General features: G+C 39.8%; 17 protein-coding genes and 1 pseudogene. 6 read left to right on the forward strand and 12 right to left on the reverse strand.

The window, feature by feature from the left end:
• Positions 1 to 247 precede the first annotated feature (247 nt).
• Positions 248 to 2,479 carry an SH3 domain-containing protein gene (locus GQR93_RS13680; protein WP_159298812.1) on the forward strand — a complete coding sequence of 744 codons (2,232 nt, stop codon included), beginning with the start codon at positions 248 to 250 and terminating at the stop codon, positions 2,477 to 2,479.
• 49 nt (positions 2,480 to 2,528) lie between these two features.
• Here the strand turns inward: GQR93_RS13680 and GQR93_RS15475 are convergent, their stop codons facing one another.
• Positions 2,529 to 3,494, reverse strand: a complete 966-nt coding sequence (locus tag GQR93_RS15475) for a D-alanyl-D-alanine carboxypeptidase (RefSeq protein WP_225442035.1) — start codon at positions 3,492 to 3,494, stop codon at positions 2,529 to 2,531.
• 280 nt (positions 3,495 to 3,774) lie between these two features.
• Between GQR93_RS15475 and GQR93_RS13690 the strand changes: the two genes are divergently transcribed.
• A complete protein-coding gene (locus GQR93_RS13690) occupies positions 3,775 to 6,042 on the forward strand; it encodes an SH3 domain-containing protein (protein ID WP_159298813.1) in 2,268 nt (755 codons plus the stop codon).
• A gap of 254 nt (positions 6,043 to 6,296) precedes the next feature.
• On the opposite strand, the gene GQR93_RS13695 is transcribed toward GQR93_RS13690, so the two are convergent.
• Positions 6,297 to 7,232, reverse strand: coding sequence for a hypothetical protein (locus tag GQR93_RS13695; RefSeq protein ID WP_003550642.1), 936 nt, complete (start codon positions 7,230 to 7,232; stop codon positions 6,297 to 6,299).
• 306 nt (positions 7,233 to 7,538) lie between these two features.
• Between GQR93_RS13695 and GQR93_RS13700 the strand changes: the two genes are divergently transcribed.
• Complete coding sequence (locus GQR93_RS13700; protein ID WP_050757937.1) at positions 7,539 to 7,991, forward strand: phage holin, LLH family; 453 nt, start codon at positions 7,539 to 7,541, stop codon at positions 7,989 to 7,991.
• 70 nt (positions 7,992 to 8,061) lie between these two features.
• Positions 8,062 to 8,331: a hemolysin XhlA family protein gene (locus tag GQR93_RS13705; protein ID WP_003550651.1), complete on the forward strand. Its 270-nt coding sequence runs from the start codon at positions 8,062 to 8,064 to the stop codon at positions 8,329 to 8,331.
• 149 nt (positions 8,332 to 8,480) lie between these two features.
• On the opposite strand, the gene GQR93_RS13710 is transcribed toward GQR93_RS13705, so the two are convergent.
• The 3 genes from GQR93_RS13710 to GQR93_RS13720 form a co-directional block, all read right to left on the reverse strand.
• Positions 8,481 to 9,440 (reverse strand): D-alanyl-D-alanine carboxypeptidase, encoded by a 960-nt coding sequence (locus tag GQR93_RS13710; protein ID WP_159298814.1) that lies wholly within the window; start codon positions 9,438 to 9,440, stop codon positions 8,481 to 8,483.
• 62 nt (positions 9,441 to 9,502) lie between these two features.
• Entirely contained in the window at positions 9,503 to 10,453 is a 951-nt protein-coding gene (locus GQR93_RS15480) for a hypothetical protein (RefSeq protein ID WP_003550655.1), read from the reverse strand.
• Between the two features lie 298 nt (positions 10,454 to 10,751).
• A complete protein-coding gene (locus tag GQR93_RS13720; RefSeq protein ID WP_003550657.1) occupies positions 10,752 to 11,531 on the reverse strand; it encodes a CPBP family intramembrane glutamic endopeptidase in 780 nt (259 codons plus the stop codon).
• A gap of 215 nt (positions 11,532 to 11,746) precedes the next feature.
• On the opposite strand from GQR93_RS13720, the gene GQR93_RS13725 reads away from it, so the two are divergent.
• Positions 11,747 to 13,651: a S53 family peptidase gene (locus tag GQR93_RS13725; protein WP_003550659.1), complete on the forward strand. Its 1,905-nt coding sequence runs from the start codon at positions 11,747 to 11,749 to the stop codon at positions 13,649 to 13,651.
• A 248-nt stretch (positions 13,652 to 13,899) separates the two neighbouring features.
• Here GQR93_RS13725 and GQR93_RS13730 read toward each other — a convergent pair.
• From GQR93_RS13730 to GQR93_RS13750, 5 genes and pseudogenes are all read right to left on the reverse strand, one after another.
• Positions 13,900 to 14,235, reverse strand: a pseudogene (locus tag GQR93_RS13730) (hypothetical protein); the annotation flags it as partial.
• Entirely contained in the window at positions 14,225 to 14,506 is a 282-nt protein-coding gene (locus tag GQR93_RS13735) for a type II toxin-antitoxin system RelB/DinJ family antitoxin (RefSeq protein ID WP_003550664.1), read from the reverse strand. The gene GQR93_RS13735 and the pseudogene GQR93_RS13730, both read right to left, overlap by 11 nt.
• A gap of 718 nt (positions 14,507 to 15,224) precedes the next feature.
• Positions 15,225 to 15,989 carry an ABC transporter permease gene (locus GQR93_RS13740; protein WP_035444149.1) on the reverse strand — a complete coding sequence of 255 codons (765 nt, stop codon included), beginning with the start codon at positions 15,987 to 15,989 and terminating at the stop codon, positions 15,225 to 15,227.
• Between the two features lie 24 nt (positions 15,990 to 16,013).
• Positions 16,014 to 16,772 carry an ABC transporter permease gene (locus tag GQR93_RS13745; protein WP_003550667.1) on the reverse strand — a complete coding sequence of 253 codons (759 nt, stop codon included), beginning with the start codon at positions 16,770 to 16,772 and terminating at the stop codon, positions 16,014 to 16,016.
• A complete protein-coding gene (locus tag GQR93_RS13750) occupies positions 16,762 to 17,649 on the reverse strand; it encodes an ABC transporter ATP-binding protein (protein ID WP_003550669.1) in 888 nt (295 codons plus the stop codon). Before GQR93_RS13750 ends, GQR93_RS13745 begins: the two co-directional genes overlap by 11 nt.
• A 233-nt stretch (positions 17,650 to 17,882) precedes the next feature.
• Between GQR93_RS13750 and GQR93_RS13755 the strand changes: the two genes are divergently transcribed.
• On the forward strand, positions 17,883 to 18,473 hold the full coding sequence (locus GQR93_RS13755) for a helix-turn-helix transcriptional regulator (protein WP_003550671.1): 591 nt from the start codon (positions 17,883 to 17,885) through the stop codon (positions 18,471 to 18,473).
• Between the two features lie 108 nt (positions 18,474 to 18,581).
• Here the strand turns inward: GQR93_RS13755 and GQR93_RS13760 are convergent, their stop codons facing one another.
• Both GQR93_RS13760 and GQR93_RS13765 read right to left on the reverse strand, forming a co-directional pair.
• Entirely contained in the window at positions 18,582 to 20,513 is a 1,932-nt protein-coding gene (locus tag GQR93_RS13760; protein WP_003550673.1) for a S53 family peptidase, read from the reverse strand.
• A gap of 249 nt (positions 20,514 to 20,762) precedes the next feature.
• A complete protein-coding gene (locus GQR93_RS13765; protein ID WP_003550675.1) occupies positions 20,763 to 20,972 on the reverse strand; it encodes a helix-turn-helix domain-containing protein in 210 nt (69 codons plus the stop codon).
• Positions 20,973 to 20,985 lie beyond the last annotated feature (13 nt).

The following is a 20,985-nucleotide window of genomic DNA, read 5'->3' on the forward strand; positions in this document are numbered from 1 at the left end:
TTGCACAAAAATTGCACAAACGTTGCACAAATCTTGCACAAAGTCTGCAATCCTGAGCAAAATAAATCGGCATAATAAAGACATGGTTAGTCAAAGGGGCCCTTTTAACAGCCAAGTCAGTTAGTCGATTGATCGATGAGTAATGCCAACCAAGCCATGAAACAAATTAACATCCTGACATCGACTAGTTGATGACAAACAATCAAAATTCACAAAATTTTTCAAAATTCGAAAGGAAGTTTTATTTATGGATACAACAGCAGCACAAAATACGCCAGATGGCTACACACTTAGCGAATCTGGTCAATTCCAATTTAATACCAATTGTAAGGTTCGTAGCACGCCAGACATGAGTGCTACAGGTGAATCAACCGTTAAAGCCGGCTCATATCTTAACTTTGATGGACGAGAAAAAAACGGGAATCATTTCTGGTTTTACTATACCGATGCGACTGGGGTTACGCATTATGTTCCCTACGCCAATATTGATGATGGTCAATATTTTGGTAGTTTTACCAATGGCAGTTCCGATGATCCAATTCAATCTTCTTCAACAGGTGGCAATACCGGTTCAGGAGATGGCGGTTCCGTTACAGGTACTGGTTTAGGAACTCTTACCGGTCAGGACGGTGCTAATGTCGCTAACCAAACCCCGGATGGAACCAGTTTGGCAATTGACGGCAGCTTTACGTTTGACATTCCAATGGCTGCCCATAAAGATTCAACCGCTGAAAGCAGTGTAGTTGGTCCGATTGATGCCGGTACAACTCTAAACTATAACGGCAAAGTAAAGGATGATAATTACTACTGGTTGCGTTACGAAGACGTGTCAACAGGTAATACACTATATGCGCCTTACGCATCGATTGACCCATTCCAATACTATGGCACGGATAGCAACCCTGGAGATCCCGTTTATAGTAGCGTGCAGACCGGAACCGGATCTGGCTCAACCGATCCATCACAATCCACATTGGATTTTGTGGCTGATCTGGGCGGTATTTCAGGCACTAACGATAGCAATTCGGCAACTAATGATGCTGCATTTCAGAAACTATATGAACTGACACAGGGGGACTCTAATACCCGAACGGTTAATATTCCAGCTGGTGCCTTTATGATTAATCGGCCCAACATTGGTTCTAATTTAGTGTTTAATGGTAACAACGGAACGATTTTTCTAGGAACAACAAGTAACAATGAAGACTCAGATCATCATCAAGGTGCTGCCTTTATGTATAACCAAGTCTCCAACGTTAGCTGGTCCAATGTATCCTTTAGAGGAATTAACTTTACAGATCCTACAACAAATAAAGAAAATGTTTACCGAATTGTTCACAATATTTTCCGCAGTTCTCAAATTAGTTTTAACCAGTGTATATTTGATCAAAACGAATCCAATGGTGGACATTCACTCGATCTAGGCGGGTCAACCAATATCAGCGTAAATAATTCGACCTTCATTGGAGTTGGTGGGAATGCCAGTGATTTAAGTGGTAGTGAATTCTATAAAGAGGCCATTCAAACCGACTATGCTTATCAGGGTGGAGTCAGTGCTTATGATTCAAGTCAAAACTATACTTTAGAACCCACTCATGATGTGACAATTGACAGTTGCAAATTCTTACCGCTCTATACTGATAGCAGTGTTAGCACCCTAGCTAAGTATGCCCCACAACCAGTCGGAACTCACGTCACCCAAGATTATTCAGATGTTATTAACAACATCAAATTAACCAATTCGACGATTATTGATGTAAAACCGGCCAACTATGGCGGTTATGGATTCTATGCCCCGATTCATTTTCCAAATAGTCGTGATATTACGATTACGGGTAATATAATTGAACGTCGTAAAACCAAAGTTTCTCCAAATGTCTTTATGTTTTATTCCTACAAAGAAGGTTCACAGCCGGTAGCTAATACCAATTTCAATGTTAACAGTAATCAAATCTACAACATGAATCCACAACTAGTCCATGTTGATGCTAGCGCTGCTGACAATAAATTGGAACCGTTGAAGTATGCCCCGGCTTATGCCTTATTCACCGTTGCGGGTGGGCACACTATGGATGACATCCATTTTGAAAGTAACTCGATTTACACCTATGCTTCAATGCAGACGCCTAAGAATCAAGATGATCATTCATTTAGTGAAAAACAGAATGACATTGATGATAGTGATAATTACCGTGTTAAAGGCGTGGGAGCAACCACCTATGATGATACCGGCACAACTCGATACGTCAAAACTGATGACGGCGGTAGCGGAAATGAAGCTGCTCATACGGCGACTACTCAAAACGTCATCGCCGTTTTACCAGATGGTACTCAAACAACTTTAGGGACGGTCAATGTACAACAGGACTTACCATATAGCTATTCTTTAAGTAGTTACAACTCATATTCACCAGCTTTTAGTGATGTTCCTGTTGGCCAAACTACTTTAGATGGTAACGTTTATGTTCCATATGTTTAAACTTAATAGTTAGTATAAAAACAGGACGCAAAATTGCATCCTGTTTTTTTTACTTTTCAATTACTATAACATCTGAAGCCTCTCGAGTGTACGTATGGGCCTGCCCAATGCTAATTCCAAACCCGACTTTTGGGTAATCTGGGTGTTCTCTTTCGAGTGTTATAATTCCCTTCTCAATTGGTTCTGCAAAGGCATTCACATAACTATTTCCTGTATCCGACGGATTATACTTAACATTGCCAAACCAACTGCTATTGTATGTATCAACATCATCACCAAAATGAATAGAATTATCATCGCTTAATCCGAACTGGGCCGCTATTGCAGTACTATTTGGATCGGAGATATTCGGATGAGTTTCCGCATAATGCTGACTATAATTACCATAATTCATTAAATTCGTGTCAAGCGTATACTTTCCAGCTAAATCCTGCTTAACTTTATTGATGATTTGTGTTTCCGCGGTTTGCTGCGGCATTGCTAAAAATGCTTGAAACTGTTGTTTAAGTGTCGTTTTGTCAGCCGTCGTTGAGCCATTATTGGGGCTTCCGGTCGTACTGGTATTACTTGATGAACCGGTATTAGCTGAACTATCGTTTGAAGAAGAACTACCCGCGTTAGGCGTCGTGCTAGTCCCTGAATTAACTCCGGCCGTTAAGTAGCCTCGCCAAACAATGCCACTGGCACGACCGTTACCACTGGTCACGTAGTAATAAACGGCTCTTTTACCGGTATAACTGGAACGCATTAACAGACTTTTAGAAACATACCACGTGGTATTGGGATAGTTCTTTAAGTCATGTAGCTTTCGCGTGTGGCTAACATTATAAACATAAGCTGAGCGCTGGGTTGTCGCATGATAAGGTAAATTAGCTCGATTAATCGTTTTGACCGTGTAATAGCGAACTGACGCGTGCGTTAATCCTGAAGAACTGACACTGATGACGCCCACTCCTAAAGCCGTTATCAAAGTGGTCAGTAATAAGCTTTTCTTTTTCAGAGATCTCGCCTCCACAAGTAGTATAGCACCAAAACTAATTAGATTTGCACACTTTTTTCTCAATCGTTTTCCAATTCTTTCTCAAAAGTTGCACAAAATTTGCTCAAAGTTTGCAATCCTGAACAAAATAATTCGGCATAATAAAGACATGGTTAGTCAAAGGGGCCCTTTTAACAGCCAAGTAAATTAGTCGATTGATCAGTTTAATAAAGCCAACCATTCAATTGGAATCTTTGTCAATCTGATAGCGACTGGTTTACGAAAGTAAGCAAAAACTTGAAAGGAAGTTTTATTTATGGATACAACAGCAGCACAAAACACCCCAGATGGCTACTCCATCACCGAATCAGGGAGCTTTACGTTTAACACAAATTGTCGGGTACGATCAACACCGGAAATGAGCGATACTGGTTTAGCAACTTATGATGCGGGGCAATCAGTCAATTATACGGGTAAGGAAAAGAACGATGATCATTTCTGGCTGGTATACACCGGCTCTAATGGCACAACACATTATGTGCCTTATGCCAACATCATTAAAGGCACCTATTTTGGAACAGATTCTAATTCCGATGATCCGATCCAAGCCTCCACTGGTGACACCGGGTCTGGTTCCGGTGATACCGGCTCAGGTAGCGGCTCAACTACTGGTGGTTCAGGTTTAGGAACTCTTACCGGTCAGGACGGTGCTAATGTCGCTAACCAAACCCCGGATGGAACCAGTTTGGCAATTGACGGCAGCTTTACGTTTGACATTCCAATGGCTGCCCATAAAGATTCAACCGCTGAAAGCAGTGTAGTTGGTCCGATTGATGCCGGTACAACTCTAAACTATAACGGCAAAGTAAAGGATGATAATTACTACTGGTTGCGTTACGAAGACGTGTCAACAGGTAATACACTATATGCGCCTTACGCATCGATTGACCCATTCCAATACTATGGCACGGATAGCAACCCTGGAGATCCCGTTTATGCCTCTGGCACAGGTACTGGATCTGGTTCAGGAACCGGAACTGGAGGTTCATCAACCGGTAGCTCGCGAACACAAGGTGGTACCGACACGGGTACTCCGACATTAAGTGGCCAAACACCCGTATCCAGTTTGGAAGGATACGAATTTCCTTCAAACGGAATTGTTCATATGGACAGCGGTGCAGCCACGAGAACGGCACCTGTTTTCGATGACTCTCATGAAACTGGAACTACTCATAAGGCCGGTGATAATGTTCACTATGTTGCCAAAACAAATGGTAATGATCGGATGTGGGTGAAGTTTACCGATGGCAATTACATGCCAATTGGAAAATTGGATACCTTGTCAGGTCATGATAAATCCTCCGGCACTTTTAATGGCACCAAATTTCACGAACAGGTTGGCTATGTTCATGATCAAAATTATGAACAACCCTGGCAAGATATTTGGCCATATATTCAGAACACCACAAATACTGATTGGGATAGTCTTGAAGACTCAAACAGTATTGAGACTGAAACAGTTGACACAAACTTCACACCTTCTAGTGATGAGCAAACCCAGCTAGAACAGTTTAACGAGCAGGTCAATAACAGCGCTGACCAACATGATGACGATGTATTAATCGCATATATTACTGATACCCACTATGATAGCTATAAAACCCCAGCAACCGCTCGGGTGCTACACAGTATGATGCTGATGAGCTGGTATGCCAAGACTTACGGTGTTGATCTGGTTGTTCACGGTGGTGATGTCAATGATGGTGTTAAACCAAAGGATCTCAGTAAAATTGATGTTAACCGTGCTGTTGATGCAATCAAATTGAGCCAGCGCCCGTATATCATTCTCCAAGGAAATCATGATGATAATTCCGGTTATGCCCGAAACATTACTCGTAACGACACAACCCAAGTACTCGGAAATGATGATGCTTGGAATATTCGCGGCAGTCAATGGTTAAACCGGCCAACTCAAAACAGAAACAACGCGGTTTTTGGCACTTATGATGTTCCCAACAGTAATTTGAGTATTGTTGTTTTGGACGGCTTTGATCAACCAGACGAGCTAGAAGACAATGGTAAGGTTGACTTTTATTCATTCCGTCATGGCTATACTCATTATGACGTTGATCAGCTTAAATGGTTACCCGGGGCATTGAATAATGTTCCAGCAGGCAATAAGATCTTGGTATTTGATCATATTTCATTAAACGGAGTATCCGGCTGGAAACAAGAAGAAAGATCCCCATTCGAAAATAACTCCATAACTAACCCAACCGGTGTTAACGAAAGTAATGAGATTTTTAGAGATCTAACAAATTATCAGAGTAATAATCGCAATATTCTTGGGACCATCGTCGGTCATACCCATGAAGATGATCAAACGGTTGCTGGTGGTATTCAGTTTATTCGCCAAACGTGTGCGCTATCCGACCGTGGTGATGGTCAAGGTCAACGAACAATTGACGGCCGAGATAACAACGCTTGGACTATTCTACGCATTAGTCCAAGTGCTGGTACTGTTCATCAATATAGATTTGGCTGGAGTAACACGGGTACCTTTTTAAACAATTGGTCACTGTGAACATTTTTTCTTTCTCCAAAAATAATAATAGTTCGATGAAATTTAAAGATATGATCAAAACAAGCGGTTGTTAGAATTCGAGGTGTGGTATTCTAACACACAGGTAAAAGTTTTGAGAAATTGAGAAGTGCCCCATAATTGTTAGAAAAATCCTAACAATTATGGGGCACCTTTTTATGGTCAAATATTCTAATGAACTAAATACACAAAGCTTTCACACACAAAAAAACATTTTCAGAACTATTTATTTTACCCTAAACGGGCTTATAGGTACTTGGAGTTATTTTAGGATTGGCCGGCAAAATAAATACATAATAATTAACCCTAGAAATTTTCCCACCACCGGGATTATCTGACTCTGCCTCGCTAGCCACCCCGATGTGATAGCCCTGATATTGATCCAAATTTGAAAAATCAATTTCGTTTAACCTATTACTAAGTTGACTCTTTACAGTATAGATATCTGGGTTTTGGACAAAGCCCCAATCTTGTAGCAATCCTTGTGGGCTGCCACCATATAATTTAACTAATCTCCCAGAAAATAATGGCTGATCATCATGATTATATTGATCATTTAGCCAAAGACTGTACGATGCCAAGTCGTCCAATCTTTGATCCTCTATTAACCCAGGAGCCAATTGTAAAATCTGCTTATTGAAGGTTGAAGCTTCTTTTGAATTAAATTGGGTACTATCTGTTGAATAGGTAGGTGTAGAGGTACTGGCCGATGCATCACTGCTCACATTACTCGAACTAGAGCTGGAACTCGTGTCAGTTGAACTATTGTTTGAAGAAGAACTGCCCGTGTTAGGCATTGTGCTAGTGCCTGAATTAACTCCGGCCGTTAAGTAGCCTCGCCAAACAATGCCACTGGCACGACCGTTACCACTGGTCACATAATAATAAACAGCTTTTCTACCGGTATAACTGGAACGCATTAACAGGCTTTTAGAAACATACCACGTGGTATTGGGATAGTTCTTTAAGTTATGCAACTTTCGTGTGTGGCTAACATTATAAACATAAGCTGAGCGCTGGGTTGTCACATGATAAGGTAAGTTATCCCGATTAATCGTTTTGACCGTGTAATAGCGAACAGACGCGTGCGTTAATACGGCTGAACCGACACTGATAACACCGACCCCCAAAGTCGTTATCAAGGTGGTTAGTAATAAGCTTTTTTTCTTCAATGATCTCGCCTCCACAGATAGTATAGCACCGAAACCAATTGGATTTGCACACTTTTTTTCTCAATCGTTTCCCAATGCTTTCTCAAAAGTTGCACAAATCTTGCTCAAAGTCTGCATTTTTTTCGATAAATTTCAATGATAATGAAACCATGGTTAGTTAATCCATAACTAATTAATGGTTTTTTTATTATGTACTAAATTTTCTCAGCCAAAGTTGGATAACTAAGCCAGTAATTATGTTTGACTAACTAATCAATCGGAAACGCATTTAGCCAAATAGCGTCGTCAATAAAGGAGGTGATTATTTTGGTAAAGGAAATATCCAGTGGTTTTAATTGGGCTCAGGCAGCTGGCGTCCTGTGGTTAATTGCAGCCGTAATTGGCACCATTTACAAACAGTTACACCCGTTAATTACCACTAAAATCAACAGCGAAAAGAACGGTCAGGTTAAACAGGCCCTTCAATTAGCTGATCAATTAGCCGCAGTGATCGTTCCTGAGATGGCCGTCATGGCTGGTTTAAGCAAAGCCGAACGTAAGAAAGAAGCCATCCGCTTTCTTTCTGATAAATTGATGGCTAACGGCTTTAAAATCAGCCAAGAAACGCTTTCGGCCACCATTGAAAAAGCTTATCAGGAATACAAGCATGTCACCCAAGGTGACAATCACTTGCCTACGGCTGATGCATCAAAGTCTGTTACCCCAAAGCAGTCGGCGGGAACCAACACTCCCCAACAGAGTAGTGCACATGGCAAATAACTATTTTCAATTTTCATTATGTCAGTTATTCACGAAGATTCCGGCTGTTGTCAATAATTAAGGAAAGGAAATGGCCAGAACAATGAGTGAACGTGGAACTGAACAAATTAACTTCACCAAGACTTTAATTGACATTAAAACCGATGTCGCTCGCATTAGCACCAAACTTGACGACCTCAATGCCATCAGTAACAAAGCTGATCGGGCTTTAGAAACCGCGACTGAAACACAACGCGAAATTGATCAACTAAGTAAAATTCAAAATTGGTTGATTGCGACCTTGGTAACCGGAATTGGAACCCCCATTCTGATTATAATTGTAAAAGCTTGGTTAACTTAGAAACCGGTAAATGCGTTTCCGAGAAAGAGGGCCCTCTTTCTTACATAATCATGATCTAGTGGTTTTTATGTCTTTATTTTCATAGTTGTCAGATCTTATTAACAGCACTAATTAGTTTAAGCGCGGATCATACTAATATCAGACTGGCATCAACTTGCCAGCGTTATTTTTGGATTTGCCGGTAAAATATAAATATAATAATCAATTTTAGTGATTTTACTGCTGTTTGAACTACTCGATTTGGCTTCGCTAGCCACACCAATATGATAACCTTTGTATTTTTCTATGTCCGAATAATCAATTGTGCTTAGCGGATCTGCAACTTGCTTTTTAACCAAACTAACATTAGGAGCCGCCACCGCATTCCAATCTTCAAGAAGGCCATATGGATGCCCCCCATATGTTTGAACAATGTATTTATCAAGAAGTGTCTCCTGATCCCCATAGTTATACTTATTTGACAGTTCAAGATCTTGAGAAGCCACATCATCCAGCTTCTGATCCTCTAATAGTCCAGGAAAAAGCTGGATAATTTGCTTATTAAACGCGGTCACATCTTTAGTGTTAAATTGATTGCTATTAGTTGAATAGGTGGTCGTTGAACTACCAGTTAATCCTGAATTGGTTCCACTATTGCTATTGGTTGACGAATTATTGTTTCCTGTTGCTCCTGTATTTGTACCGCCATTATCAGCTGAATTGCTATTTGAAGTTGAATCACCAGAATTAGTATCCGAACTGGCCCCCGGATTCGTTCCAGCCGTTAAATAGCACCGCCAAACAATCCCATTGACTCGACCGTTACCACTGGTCACATAATAATAAACAGCTTTTCTACCGGTATAACTGGAACGCATTAACAGGCTTTTAGAAACATACCACGTGGTATTGGGATAGTTCTTCAAGTTATGCAACTTTCGTGTGTGGCTAACATTATAAACATAAGCTGAGCGCTGGGTTGTTGCATGATAAGGTAAGTTATCCCGATTAATCGTTTTGACCGTGTAATAGCGAACAGACGCGTGCGTTAATACGGCTGAATCGACACTGATAACACCGACTCCCAAAGTCGTTATCAAGGTGGTTAGTAATAAGCTTTTTTTCTTCAATGATCTCACCTCCAAAATTAATATAGCACCCAAAAAATTGGTACACTTTTTATACAGGATTTTTATTTCTCAACAATTTCAGCATCGCCAACAGACCGAGTATAAGTATGAGGTTGAGCAACGATAATTCCAAAACCGATTTTCGTATAGTCAGGATGAGCTTTTGCAAGCCCAATAATGCCATCTTCAATTGATTTTGCGAAAGCATTAACATAGCTATTGCCTGTGACAGATGAATCATCCTTAACATTGTCAAACCAACTACTGTCATAATCATCAACGTCGTCCCCAATTTGGATTAGGTTGTCCAAATTCAGACCAAAGCGTGCTGCTATCGCAGTATCGTTCGGGTCAGAAATATTTGGGTTGTTTTCACCATAGTGTTGAGTATAGTCAGCATAATTCATCAAGTTCGTATCAAAAGTATACTTTCCGGCTAAATCCTGCTTAACTTTATTCATGATCTGTGTTTCTGCAGTTTGCTGCGGCATTGCTAAAAATGCTTGAAACTGTTGTTTAAGTGTCGTTTTGTCAGCCGTTGTTGAGCCACTATTGGGGCTTCCGGTCGTACTGGCATTACTTGATGAACCAGTATCAGTTGAACTATCGTTTGTGGAAGAACTACCCGCGTTAGGCGTTGTGCTAGTGCCTGAATTAACTCCGGCCGTTAAGTAACCTCGCCAAACAATGCCACTGGCGCGACCGTTACCACTGGTCACGCAATAATAAACGGCTCTTTTACCGGTATAGCTGGAACGCATTAACAGACTTTTTGAAACATACCACGTGGTATTGGGATAATTCTTTAAGTTATGTAACTTTCGTGTGTGGCTAACATTATAAACATAAGCCGAGCGCTGGATTGTCGCATGATAAGGTAAGTTATCTCGATTAATCGTTTTGACCGTGTAATAGCGAACAGACGCGTGCGTTAATACGGCTGAACCAACACTGATAACGCCGACCCCCAAAGTCGTTATCAAGGTGGTTAGTAATAAGCTTTTTTTCTTCAATGATCTCGCCTCCACAGATAGTATAGCACCGAAACCAAATTAGTCTGACAGCTTTTTTACTAAAAAAACAATGACAATTTAACTGCGGGTAATTCTTGTTAGTCGGACCAATGTCCAAAAATCTCAGAACTGTAATAAATCGACGGAGATTAAACTCCCCGCCGACTTAGTTTGTTAATTAAATAATGGTATTCATTTTCTTCAATTTAGAAACCCCTTCTGATTATCGACATACTAGTAACCTTTGCCTAATAATCAATTCTCCTCACACCTTTGGGAAGTTCCGGACGATTGATCACTATGCTAACAATTTAGTAAGATTGATCGAATTGAGCTTCTTTTGGCGCAAACAGTAGGCACAAATGAGTAAAACAATTAAAAATAGAACAACATTAGTAATGATCTCAGCAAGTGTTACCGTAGCAGTTTCATTAATAGAACCTTTAGCAATTCCTATGGAGAAATCCCAAGTGCCATGGAATAACATTGGTAGAATAATTGTCCCAGAACGCAAATAAAGCACACTCAGTATCAGTCCGAACCATACGGCAAACAACATCTGTAAAGCTGTGTCACCAATTGGTTGGCGCAAAACATTGACGGAGTGGATTAAACCAAACAGGACGCTTGAAATAACAACAGCCAACCATACCTGTCGTTTTTTAGTCATGTGCATGAATGCCTTTAAAAGGATTCCTAAAATTAATCCTCGAAACAAAAATTCTTCAAATATCCCAGCACATAAACCAGCTGAGATTGCTAACATCCAGTACAAGTTCCTGTCGATGACGATTTCCGAAACTGCTATTGCAATCGCCAGATATAACGGCCAACTTACCACTAGTAATTGACCCCAAGAAATAGTCGGCTTAATCCCAATTTTTTGCTTAGTAAATCGTCGGTTAATGAAATAAAAAATAGCAAATAAAGGGACATCTTGGACCCAAATCATTACGGACTGAGAAATTGTAACCGACCTTTTTACGGTAAACAAAATAACAGCTAAAAAAGCCATTGCAATAATCAGCGTTGCAAACAAACCGGCTACCTGCCAAATGTAGCGAGATGATTCTTCCATTTGATTATCTTCTTTCTAAACTGGCTTTTATGGGATTATTATAGCCTCACTTTTTTCTCGGAGGTTGAATTTGTATTTTGAGCGAAGTGAAGAAATTTTGCGTCTTGAATTAAGAGATTCAGAATATATGGTCCAACCAGCATTGACATCACTTTCAACAAGGCATACCTTGAATATATATTAAGGGGACAATCATTATTGAAAGGATTAATTTAATGAAGTTCAAAAAAATTATTTTAGTAATCTGCTTAAGTACCGTCACCACGCTTCTTATTTCAAGTTCAGAAATCTATGCTGATAAAAATCCAATCAATACTGTATACAAATCGTTAACAAATGGGAAACTCATCAAACCGGCACATCTGAGTCAAAATACAACCACTAGTTTTGACATCATCTTAAAACCTAAAATTAGTCCCTTAAAAACGGCCAGTGAAGTTAATACACCTGGATCTGCCAATTTCAAACAGTTTATAACACCAGGTACCCTTGCCAAAACTTATGGGCAATCAACAGCCATTATTAACAGATGGACCCGTTTTCTTAAAAAGAAACATCTTAAGGTTACTAATTTTAATAACATCGTTCTTAACGTCAATGGTAAGGCAAAGAATATTGATAACACATTTAAAGTTGATATTAACACTGCCAAATACCACCATGATCCGCTTCAATTTGGGAAAAGACGTCCTAGATTCAACAAAACGCTTCAAAATTCAGTATGGTTTTTATCTGGACTTACCGATCACAATCCTAATTACAGACTCCCGGCGGATAGTGGCTTTGCAAGCTCAAGTTCGAATTCTCATCCTGGTTTCACTAAAAGATTTACCGACCGTTATAATGTCACCCCACTGTATAGGAAAGGATTAACTGGAAGTGGGCAAACAATTGGCATTATTGCATTCGGGAATCTTCGTAAAACCAATGCTTTTCATTTTTGGAGGCATGAAAAGGCTAGCACTGATCCAGAACGCCTATCAATCAAAAGAGTGACTGGCCCACAAACTCATCCAAGGCTTGTATCCAACGACGAACTTGAGACAACCATGGATACCGAATATGCAGGCTCAGTAGCACCTAATGCTAATATTAAAGTATATTTAGTATCTGATGCTCTTCCTTCAATTACCAATATGATTAATGCCTATTTAACAGCTTTTCATCAAAACACAGCTTCTTCACTTTCAAATAGCTGGGGACTAAGTTACGGTTCTAATTATGCACAATTACTTAAACAACACCTTGTAAGTCCTCATTTTAAACAATTGTTAGATTTAGTATTATCCCAAGGTGCCCTTCAGGGAATATCGAGTTTTACCGAAGCTGGCGATTATGGTGCTTTAAACTTAGCCTCAACAAAATCAAGCTACCGCAAACGAACCTTGTTGGATATAAATACCAGCTCGGCAGATGTCCTAAGCGCTAATCCTTGGATAACTTCCCTCGGTGGCACCACGTTACCGTTTAAGGGAGATGTGTACGCTTCTGGTCAAAAGCTTGGCAGAGTGACCGTTAAGAAAGAACGAAGTTGGGGAAATGATTATATCTGGCCATTACTCCAACAACATTCTTCTTTTCTAGCAAAGAATCCATATCAGATTGTCGAAAGCATTAATGGTGGAGGCGGTGGCTTTGACCATGATTACGCTACTCCAAGCTACCAATTAAACGTTCCAGGCGTTAATACTTTTAATGCACGAAACTACCTGTCTAATTTGGGACAGCAAATTTATAATCAACCGTTACTGAGTGGCCATAACTATGGGCGTAACTATCCTGATATGTCCGCGGATGCAGATTTGCAGACTGGCTATTGGATGTATCAACAGGAAAAAGGAGAAAGTCCATGGAATGCTGTTGGCGGCACAAGCATCGTTTCACCACAATACGCTGCCGTTGCCGCGCTGATTAATAGTGCCCCTAATCACGCACGAATGGGCTTTTGGAACCCACAAATCTATCAACTTGCACAGTCCAGTAACTCGCCCTTTACACCGTTGAATGCAACAACTGATAATTCAAACTTATACTACACTGGTCAACCTGGAAAGCTTTACAACCAAGCTAGTGGATTAGGGACAACCAATTTCGCCAAGTTATTTGCGGAATATAAATAACATGAAAACGAGTTTATTTGCTTCTGTGGATTAGCCACTCCGGGAATTTCAATAATCAACTTAACAAAGAAAAACAAATCGACGGGGAATAAATTCCCTGCCGATTTTGCTTTTTAACCAATTAAAGACAGCCAAACACATTTGGTCATTTAACGTTTATTTGAATCAGGAACCTGAATAAGATTCAGTTAAATTCGAACATTCCAGTATTAACGCCAACTCTGAGAAATGACTTTTTAGCTTTCAAGCTTTCTTTTTGCCCTTAACTTAACGGCAAAGTCCGCAATCTTGATTTGATCTAATCGACTTAGATGACCAATTTCTTTAAACTTCAAACCGGTTTTCGGAAACTGATAAAGATTGCCTAGGTCAACCCATGAAGGTCGGTTCAATCCAGCTGATTGCCAATTCTTAGTTGGATAGTATTGTTGCTTAATGTAAGCTGATTTATTTTGATACTTGCTCGTTATTTTGAAAGCCTCCACTGTCTGGGACGCTACTTTGCGAATTAAAACCGGTCTTGATTTACCGCCTTTGGTTTGTACGAAGCTAACATAGAGGGTGATTAAGTCATTAGTCTTCATTGGGATCGTTGAGCCAATCAGCAACTTCTTGCGCATTTTTAAACTTAGTTACCGGTGTCTTCTCGGTAGCTTTTAAAAAGCGCAAATTAGCTTTTTTGGCTTCGTTTAACGCTGGTTTAAACGGTAAAGCACCATCAGCCACAATCTGCTTATAAAACATATTAATAGCCGTTGTCTGATTCAGCCCCAACTCGTTTAAAACTGCCTCGGTATCGTCCGCTAAGTCTTTGTCAATTTGAACCTGGACACGTTTCTTTTCCTTCGGTGCCATGATTGTCTCGCCTCTCTTTCATTTGCTACTCAAATTATAGTATATAATGGGTGGTAAAACAATTATTAGGCTTCCTCCGCAATGGCTTGCAGCTAAAGATAAATGGTGTCACTACCGGGATTGGCTTATTGATACGTACTGAAAAAATAACGGCTCCAAACCTTATTTTCATCAACAACTGTTCAGTTGAGGCATTACTACCATTTCAAAACGTAACACTCACAATTACAACTGGCAATATCGGGATTGGCACAATACCGTGAAGCTGACTCAAGTATCTTTATTGAACTGATGGGCGCCGGTCACCACCTATGAATCATTGCTCACTATGCTAACAATTTAGTGAGATCAATCGAATTAAGCTTTTTTGACACAAACAGTAAGCGCAAATAAAGGAAAAAGCCGGACTGATTCCCACCCAACTTGAACAGTTAGGCGTTACCAGTTTCCGGTTTCCATGGCAATACAAACGCTGGAATTACAATCAACACATCTGTGTCTTTTACGAAATCACTAATCTTAATGGCAAGCTGACCAGCCAAGTGTCTCAATTTATTGGTCAGGATTCACTGGGAGTACTTGAAATCTCCTTAGCAGAACTGAACATCAATAACGCATCGCCGTTGGTTTGGAAAAAAAGCTAACGAAAAAAATCAGGGTGATTTAATGTGTCAAAGCAAACTAAAGATGAACAAGCAGGTACTCCCTTACCTTATTTCTAAAACCGCTTCCTTCGAAAAATCAAATAACCCAACGCAAAGAAAAGAGTCATATAAAAGAGTGTTCCAATCAGCAATTGGGCATTTGCCAAATGGCTAGTCGCATAATAGGTGATGTAATTGTAGTATTCTCGAGTTAGATTGATCATGTTAAGTGGATTCCATTTCAAAACAGTGGCAAATCTACCCGAATTCAACAAACTTCCGGTAACAAATTGACCCATGAACACCACTAAGAAGCTCACACTAATCACGACGGCATTATTATTAATTAAACATGACAACAGAAAAACCAAACTGACGATTAACATTGTCGTTAGTAAATCAATCGCTGAAGTTTTGAGCATATTTTCCCATAGCGGCTGCTGATATCGATAACTTGTTGACCAAGCCACTTGGGCGTTCATCGGTGCATATCTTAACCCAACTGTAAAAATAATTGCCAAGACATGCAGAAAGACATTGTAGCCGAAAATCATCACATACTTCGATAGATAGACGTCAATTTTGTTGGATGCCTTATACAGTAAGGTCAAGATTGTGTTATTTTGAAATTCCATTGAAAAGGTTGTCGCGCCAATAATCACTAAAATGAACATGATCCAGTCAGGGGAGTTATAACTTGTCATGGTCAACAATTTCCCCTCGTTGAAACCAATCGTGTATCCTGACATGATCATTAATGCTAGAAGGATTAACGGCGATATCCAAGTAATTTTTTTGTACATTAACTTATAGAACTCTTGATATATGCTAAAAGCCATCCTAATATCTCCATTCATAAGAAATCAAATTCTACGGTGTTTAAATAAAACATAACCCAATGTTGCGAAAACGAGACCATAGCCAATAGTTCCCACAATAATCTGCCAGCCATTCAATTGAGATAGGTTAGCATACGACCTGTTGGCTAATTGTTGGGTCACAAAGATCATATTCAGAGGGTTCCACTTTATGACTGCTAGTAAGGTGGAATATGTCTTCATCAAAGCTGTCGAGATACTCGCGCCCAGAAAGCCAAGTGCCAAGCCAATAGCAATCACTGCTGCATTAACCTTGACCAGCATAATAAGCATAAAAGACAGTGCCACAATAAAGAATGAATAGATAATTGTTCCCACGATGTGCAACATTAGACTATCCAGTAAAGATTCATGCCCGACATAATCGGCCAGCCACCGATACTTATTACCTACCAATATAATTTTGAGTATAAATGTAAAAAGGATCGCAATGGCTGCAAGTAACACACCATATAAGAAAACGACTAGAAATTTAGCTAAATAAATTTTTAACTTATTAGAATTTTTGTAAAGCAGCATGATGATGGTGTTGTTATTGTATTCCATGGCAAAGAAAGCTGATCCAACTGCAATTAAAATAATTGGAATCCATTGGACGGCCCCAAACCCAAATGAAACAGATACGAAACCAACATTTGATGAAATGCTACTATAAGCCATCAAGATTAGCAGAGCTAAGATACCGAATAATAAATTTTTCTGATGATTAAACTTATAGAACTCCTCGGCTAAACTATTCCTCATGCTGTTGCCTTCTTTGTTTTTCCAAAATGCTAACAATGAGTTGCTCAAAGTTCGCTTCAGCCGGTAATATTTCCTTTAAATGAATTTTGTTCTGATACAGAATGTCCTGAGCTCTAAAGAGATCCTCTTTCTTTACCAAGAAATTATCCGTGTTGTTAGAAATTGAGATATGATTCGATTCAAGTAGTTGCATCGCCAATTTGTCTCTTTCTGTGCTTAATTTGTATTTTTGCCGACTGATTTGATTAAATGTTTCGATATCTCGATTGACAATCACGTGGCCATCGTTAATTAAGACGACTCTTGTCATCACTTTCTGCAGTTCGCTTAAAATATGACTGGAAATTAAAAATGCGGTTCCTTGTTTAGCATATTGCTTAATGATTTTTCTAACCCCAATCGTTGCTTCAACATCAAGTCCATTCATTGGTTCATCAAGAATGATTAACTTGGGATGATTTAATAGTGCAATGGCGATACCCAACTTCTGCTTCATACCTAAGGAGTAGCCTTTAGCCTTATTGTTAATATACGCATCCATTTGAAGCATCGAAACGATATTCGTCACATCCTGCTTATCGTAAGAATACAGCTCCAAATTCTGTGATCCCGTTAAGAATGGATAAATTGCCGGGTACTCAATTAACGCCCCAACCTTGGATAGCGCATTATGATTATTTTCAGTCACCAACTCATCACTTACAGAAATCCCGCCGGTAAATTTAGTCAAACCTAGAATCGTCTTCATGATTGTCGTTTTCCCAGCACCATTCGGGCCAATCAACCCGACGATAGCACCAGAATTAACTTGAAACGAAACGTTCTTAACAATTCGCTTTCTGCCAATAAAGGTATTTACATCAGTAACTTTCAACATTAGATTTCCCTCGATTCAATTGTGAGTTTCCGCTTCAAATAACTATGCTTAAATGCGTTACTTTTAAATTTCGAACAAAGTGTACACCCACTCGAAGGTGATTATGACAACGATTAGGACTCTTTTTACCGATGTTAGTGAATGTATCTTGTAACTTTGATATCAAGTCGTTATGCTTAAGATATAAGCAAGAAAATTTCAAGACTTTAATTAGAGAGAGGTGCCTGGTTCTCATGAATAGCAAACTAATCGAAAACCTGAAGTTTTTCAGGAAACAAAATCATCTTAATCAAAACCAGTTAGCCATAAAACTAAATGTTTCCAGACCAACAATTTCAAGTTGGGAAACCGGCAGAACCACGCCAGATATTGATACCTTGGTTAGAATTGCCAGTTTCTATCAAGTTCCAGTCGATCAATTGTTATTCACTCGAAGCCATTCAAAGGGAAATATTAATAAAAGCCAAAAGCATATTCTTGGTATTTTGCTTATGATCTTAATAATCGAAAGATTCACTGTGGATGCCCCGCCTGCTGCTCGAGGTTGGATTGACATTCTTGCGTTAATACCTGCTTTGCTCTATCTTCCATTAGCATTAGTAAACCGAAACTGGCTGATTTCAAGAATTAGTCTGCCTATTTACACCGCTGGTCTTTTCTTATTTGGCGTGTTGGGGATTGGCAGTAGCGTGATTAACCTATTTTCAATGGGCCCAGGGTTTCAAACATCTTGTTTTATTTGTGGCCTGATCGCACTTGGTTATCTAGGAAAAAATAAACTTACGTATCTTTTCTGGAGAATCAGGGAAATAACCGTTTCTTAAGAAGCCTCTTTTATAATCTAAAGTACAAACGAAAACCGCTAACCTCATTGTCTGAGATTAGCGGTTTTATCTTATGCAAGGGAATGCGAATCTTCAATTTCCTAAAAATCACTTATAAGCCTGCGCCAATTTATCAAAATTAGTAATCCCTAAACCGGTCGCCTGATTATAGACTGTCCCTGGCTGACCGACATAGTATAGATTAGAATTGCTCTGTGTACTGTTCAGTGGCGTGAATGGCGAATCGGGTTGCTGGGCCAACTGATAGATCTGTGGATTCCAGAAACCCATTCGCTTTCGCCCAGCCTGACTGTTAATTAGTGCAACAGCTGCCGCGTACTGTGGTGAAGCGATACTTGTTCCCGCGCCATCACTCCACGGCTTTTTGGGATACTTTTTTGTTTTCTGATAGATCCAATACCCCGTTACTGCATCCGAGTCAGCCGAAACATCCGGATAGTTTCTACCATAACCCGTTCCAGTTACGGTTTGCGAACCAAATACCGGTTGTCCAAGAGCCGATATTAAGTTACGGGCCATAAATGTGTTAACTCCTGGAACATTCATTTGATAAGCCGGTGTATCATATTGATGACTAAAGCCACCGGTACTCCCAGCCGTATATTCTAATAAGCTTATCGGCACTCTTTGGATGATGCTTGGGTGTTGTTGCAAAATCGGCCAAACATAATCGCTTCCCCACGCGCGTTCATGCCTGTTAACAATTGATCCAAGTTTGGTTTTGATACGAAACGGCAAAGTCGTTCCGCCAACTGACGTAATAAACGGATTACTGTCAAAGAAATCCGATGAGCTTAACGTACGATCAAACATCAATTGCTTGCCCTTGATCGATTTGATCATGTAATTATAAGCACCGGCATCACCGGAAGCCGTGAAATTAGAAACTCCTTGAATGGCTCCCTGTGCTAAAACAAGCGTTAATAGCTGTCGATAAGCCGGTGTTAGCAGACGTCGGTGTCTCAAAATGGCAATTGTCCCACTATCCATGAGTCCCCAACTATTAGTTGTACTGCTGACAACATTATCGTTAAATGCTTGTTCATAAACGTCAACGAAATTTGTTAAAGTCGGATACGGATTATTAACCAAATAAACCCTGACGTTCGATTTTGGCGCAACCGAACCCGCATACTCAGCATCCATTGTGGTTTCGTCAGAACTTCGAACGACATCTTTGGGACGATAAAGAGGTGATGCCACCTGCTTAATCATTAACCTGCCAGAATTGGTATCGACCTTTTCGTGTTTCCAAAAGTGAAAAACGTTTGATTTTCGAAGGCCTTCAAAAGCAATAATGCCAGTAGTTTGTCCTTTACCAGTCATCCCTTTTCTATAAAGCGGTGCAACATGATAATGATTGGTAAACCGACTGGTAAATCCCAATTTTGCCTGACCGCTCTTTCTTCGGGAAGTTCTCCGAAATGGCAGAAATGTATTCGTATTAATGTAACCGCGACTGTGATCTGTTAAGCCCACTACCGTCCAAACGGTTTTGCTCAATTTCCCCGGAATCTTAGGTGCTTTGGCTCCGAATTGAAGAGGATTTGAATGGTACCTTGCCGTATTCAAATTAGTACGGAACAATTTATCAATTCTACCGACTTTACCAGATACTTGAATGATAAGTTGGTTTTTCAAAGGTCGCGCCTTTAAGGAATGTTGCTTTAACAGCCTCTGCCATTGAGAAATAGTTGTCTCGGAAGCCCCAAATTTCGAGCCGAACTCACCAGGCGTTAAATAATGTTTGAAGTCAGCATTTCCCGGTGTACTGACTGCCAATGCAGCGTTTCTAATATTCTTGAAACTATCAGGCTTCAAAACAATATCAAAACATGTCGTTTGTGTTTTTTTCATTGGCGTCGGCGAAACATTTTTCGCCGTCGTCAGCATCTTATACATCCCCGGCACTGAAGCTTGCAAAAGCGGGGATGTTGCCGCCTGAACTTGCATATTCAATATAAAACAACTGCCAACAACTGATGTAACTAATCCTATCCACCCAAATACTTTCTTCATACCTACATCGCCTCGATTTAATGATACCTAACAATAAAAATTTGAAAGGCATAATTAAAGGATACTCCAAAAATTATAACATGCCCCATCAAAACCAACTTAAAGTTGCTACTCCATCATTTACAATAAGCATAGTAAAAATTGTCACTAGTATAATCATTTTCCCGGTAGTCGTTATCATAATATATTTTAACTTGGTATGACAAACAAACATCATAACAACAAATAGAAGTGGTTCAATTAACCCTTTTACCCTCTACCTTCAACATATTCTAAAATATCTCCCGGTTGACAATTCAAGGCACTGCAAATTTTGTCTAAGGTTTCAAATCGAATTCCTCTAGCCTTACCAGTTTTTAAAATTGAAAGATTTGCTTGAGTGATACCCACTTTCATAGCTAATTCCTTTGAAGACATTTCTTTTTTTACAAGCATTAAATCTAAATTGACTTTGATCAAAGAATTAACCTCC

The organism is Lentilactobacillus hilgardii (assembly GCF_009832765.1).
In the GTDB taxonomy this organism is placed as follows: domain Bacteria; phylum Bacillota; class Bacilli; order Lactobacillales; family Lactobacillaceae; genus Lentilactobacillus; species Lentilactobacillus hilgardii.

Excerpts from the sequence above, each read along its gene's own strand:
- GQR93_RS13680 (WP_159298812.1), top strand. The coding sequence starts at position 248 with ATGGATACAACAGCAGCACAAAATACGCCAGATGGCTACACACTTAGC.
- GQR93_RS13690 (WP_159298813.1), top strand. The coding sequence starts at position 3,775 with ATGGATACAACAGCAGCACAAAACACCCCAGATGGCTACTCCATCACC.
- GQR93_RS13705 (WP_003550651.1), top strand. The coding sequence starts at position 8,062 with ATGGCCAGAACAATGAGTGAACGTGGAACTGAACAAATTAACTTCACC.
- GQR93_RS13720 (WP_003550657.1), bottom strand. The coding sequence starts at position 11,531 with ATGGAAGAATCATCTCGCTACATTTGGCAGGTAGCCGGTTTGTTTGCA.
- GQR93_RS13725 (WP_003550659.1), top strand. The coding sequence starts at position 11,747 with ATGAAGTTCAAAAAAATTATTTTAGTAATCTGCTTAAGTACCGTCACC.
- GQR93_RS13735 (WP_003550664.1), bottom strand. The coding sequence starts at position 14,506 with ATGGCACCGAAGGAAAAGAAACGTGTCCAGGTTCAAATTGACAAAGAC.
- GQR93_RS13740 (WP_035444149.1), bottom strand. The coding sequence starts at position 15,989 with ATGGCTTTTAGCATATATCAAGAGTTCTATAAGTTAATGTACAAAAAA.
- GQR93_RS13745 (WP_003550667.1), bottom strand. The coding sequence starts at position 16,772 with ATGAGGAATAGTTTAGCCGAGGAGTTCTATAAGTTTAATCATCAGAAA.
- GQR93_RS13750 (WP_003550669.1), bottom strand. The coding sequence starts at position 17,649 with ATGTTGAAAGTTACTGATGTAAATACCTTTATTGGCAGAAAGCGAATT.
- GQR93_RS13755 (WP_003550671.1), top strand. The coding sequence starts at position 17,883 with ATGAATAGCAAACTAATCGAAAACCTGAAGTTTTTCAGGAAACAAAAT.
- GQR93_RS13760 (WP_003550673.1), bottom strand. The coding sequence starts at position 20,513 with ATGAAGAAAGTATTTGGGTGGATAGGATTAGTTACATCAGTTGTTGGC.